This is a genomic window from Streptococcus minor DSM 17118 (genome assembly GCF_000377005.1).
Lineage (GTDB): Bacteria > Bacillota > Bacilli > Lactobacillales > Streptococcaceae > Streptococcus > Streptococcus minor.
Genome location: NZ_AQYB01000007.1, coordinates 1 through 2,401, shown reverse-complemented (window position 1 = coordinate 2,401; position 2,401 = coordinate 1). Strand labels below are relative to the sequence as shown.

The window sequence follows — 2,401 nt, the reverse complement described above, 5'->3', positions numbered from 1 at the left end:
GGTTCGCATCTATTCTCAGACCTAAATATCTATTCCTTGAGAACGTCACAGGACTCCTCAACCACGATGACGGCCATACATTCGAGACCATCATCGGAACGTTGGATGAACTGGGGTATGATGCGGAATGGGAAGTGTTCAACAGCAAGAATTTTGGAGTCCCCCAAAACAGAGAACGGGTGTTCATTGTCGGACATCTTAGAGGAGCAGGTGGACGAGCGATATTTCCTTTCGGAGGAAATGACACAACGATTGATAGCCAACAATCAAAAATAAATAAAATTGGTAACATCCGCAAGATGGGCAAATCCCAGAGTGGAGATGTGGTTTCCGCTGACGGTTTAGCTCCGACACTGTGCAGCACAACGACGCATAAGGACCCACTCAAAATAGCTATTCCAGTTCTAACCCCTGACAGACCTGAGAAAAGGCAGAATGGGAGGAGGTTCAAGGGCAACGGAGAGCCTATGTTTACACTGACAGCTCAAGACAAACATGGTGTTGTGGTCAATGAGATAAAAGTTGTCGGAAAAATCGAACCAAACTTTAACCAGAGTGGTTGTGTCTACGATCCAGATGGCATCGCTCCAACCATTCGGACCATGCAAGGCGGAGGGCTTGAGCCTAAAATCATCCAGCGAGGACGAGGTTTTAATCTGGGCGGGGAGCACGATGTAGCGCCAACCTTGACTAAAAATAGCTGGCAAGAGAATAATCACTTGTCGGATGGCTTCCGCATCCGCAAACTTACTCCTCGCGAGTGTTGGAGGTTGCAAGGTTTCCCAGATTGGGCTTTTGATAAAGCTCAAGCAGTTAATAGCAATAGTCAGCTGTATAAGCAAGCTGGCAACTCGGTTACAGTAAATGTGATTGAGGCGATAGCAAAAAGATTGAGGTAGAAAATGAATAAACAAGAAGCGATTGAATTGTTTAAAAACAATACATATAGATTATTTGGAAGTGAAAATGAGGGTGTGCCTTTAGAAATTGCAATCGGCGCTGTTCAACTTATCAACGAACCAGCCAAGGTCGTTGTGCCGAAGTTCGTTGCGGAGTGGATTGAGAAATGTAAAAACATGAATCGCTCTTTGAGAGATGCCATGAAGAACACGGAACTTTCAGCGGAACTAAACGCATGGTTTTTGAAGACGGGACAAGATATGTTTACATACCCAAATCAAGAAACCTTCGCACGAGCGTGGTTAGATGGCTATGAGGTGAAGAAGGAGCGGTTGTATACGGTTGAGATACCAAATACTAATGACGACAGTCTTACTGTTTTAGAATTTATTAGTGATAGCTGTATCGTACTAAGTCAGATGGAAAGTTTTCCTGATAACTGGAAAGAAATGGATATATACCAACTCACCGAATCCGAAATCAAAGAGGATTTTGAGTGGGCGTGGAATGCAGGGTTTGCTGAACCTGTGGAAGTGGAAGAGGTGGAGTGATGACTAGCAGGAAAAATATACCTAAAAATATTAGAGTACAGGTCTTGAAAAAATACGATGGGCACTGTGCATACTGTGGCAAGATTTTGGATTTAAAATCGCTGAGAGTGGACCACTTGCATCCACATTATCGAGGTGGAAAGGAACACATTGATAATTACATGCCATCCTGCTACCAATGCAATTTCTATAAATCAACACATACCCTAGATGATTTTAGAGAAAAACTGATGTCCTTGCATGAAAGAATTACTCAACCATTTATTGCTCGGTTAGGTATGCAGTATGGCATTGTGGAAATCAATCAATTTGACGGAAAATTTTATTTTGAAAAAGTGTAGGTGGAGTGATGTTTATTGAACGACTATGGGGATTTCCATCCAAAAACACTTTTTCGATAAAGCCCATTGCTGAATTACTTAATCAGGAAGTTGACGCGGGCTTATGGATTGACCCTTTTGCAAACAATTCAAAACTTGCAACAATCACAAATGACCTAAGTGAAGAATTTGATACAGATTATCATTTGGATGCTTTAGATTTTTTAAAAATGTTTGAAGATGAGTCCGTTGACGGCGTGCTTTATGACCCGCCTTACTCAACTAGACAGGTTTCCGAAGTTTACAAAGGAGTAGGATTACCTGTCAATAAGGAAACTACTCAATCCACTTTTTGGACAAAACAAAAGGAAGAGATTGCCAGGATATTAAAACCAGGAGGGAAAGCTATCAGTTTTGGCTGGAATAGTTGCGGAGTAGGAAAAAAGCATAATTTTGAGATAGTAAGAATTTTGCTTGTGTCACATGGTGGTCATCACAACGATACAATAGTCACAGTTGAGGTTAAGAGGGAGGTAGAAAATGATACAGAGATATAGAGCATTTTACGAAGGTAAGATGTATGGAGTTAAAGCTGTAATCTGGACCAGTCGCGGATTGTACGTGACGTTG

Annotated in this window: 4 protein-coding genes; all 4 read left to right on the top strand. The window is 41.8% G+C overall.

Annotated elements, in window-relative coordinates; genetic code table 11:
- On the top strand, positions 1-899 hold an 899-nt coding region (gene dcm, locus F602_RS0100110; protein WP_018165953.1), incomplete at its 5' end, for a DNA (cytosine-5-)-methyltransferase.
- 3 nt (positions 900-902) lie between these two features.
- A complete protein-coding gene (locus F602_RS10115; protein ID WP_018165952.1) occupies positions 903-1,451 on the top strand; it encodes a DUF1642 domain-containing protein in 549 nt (182 codons plus the stop codon).
- Positions 1,451-1,792 (top strand): HNH endonuclease, encoded by a 342-nt coding sequence (locus tag F602_RS0100100; protein WP_018165951.1) that lies wholly within the window; start codon positions 1,451-1,453, stop codon positions 1,790-1,792. The genes F602_RS10115 and F602_RS0100100 overlap by 1 nt, the downstream gene beginning before the upstream one ends.
- An 8-nt stretch (positions 1,793-1,800) precedes the next feature.
- Positions 1,801-2,328, top strand: a complete 528-nt coding sequence (locus F602_RS0100095) for a hypothetical protein (protein ID WP_018165950.1) — start codon at positions 1,801-1,803, stop codon at positions 2,326-2,328.
- Positions 2,329-2,401: the final 73 nt, after the last annotated feature.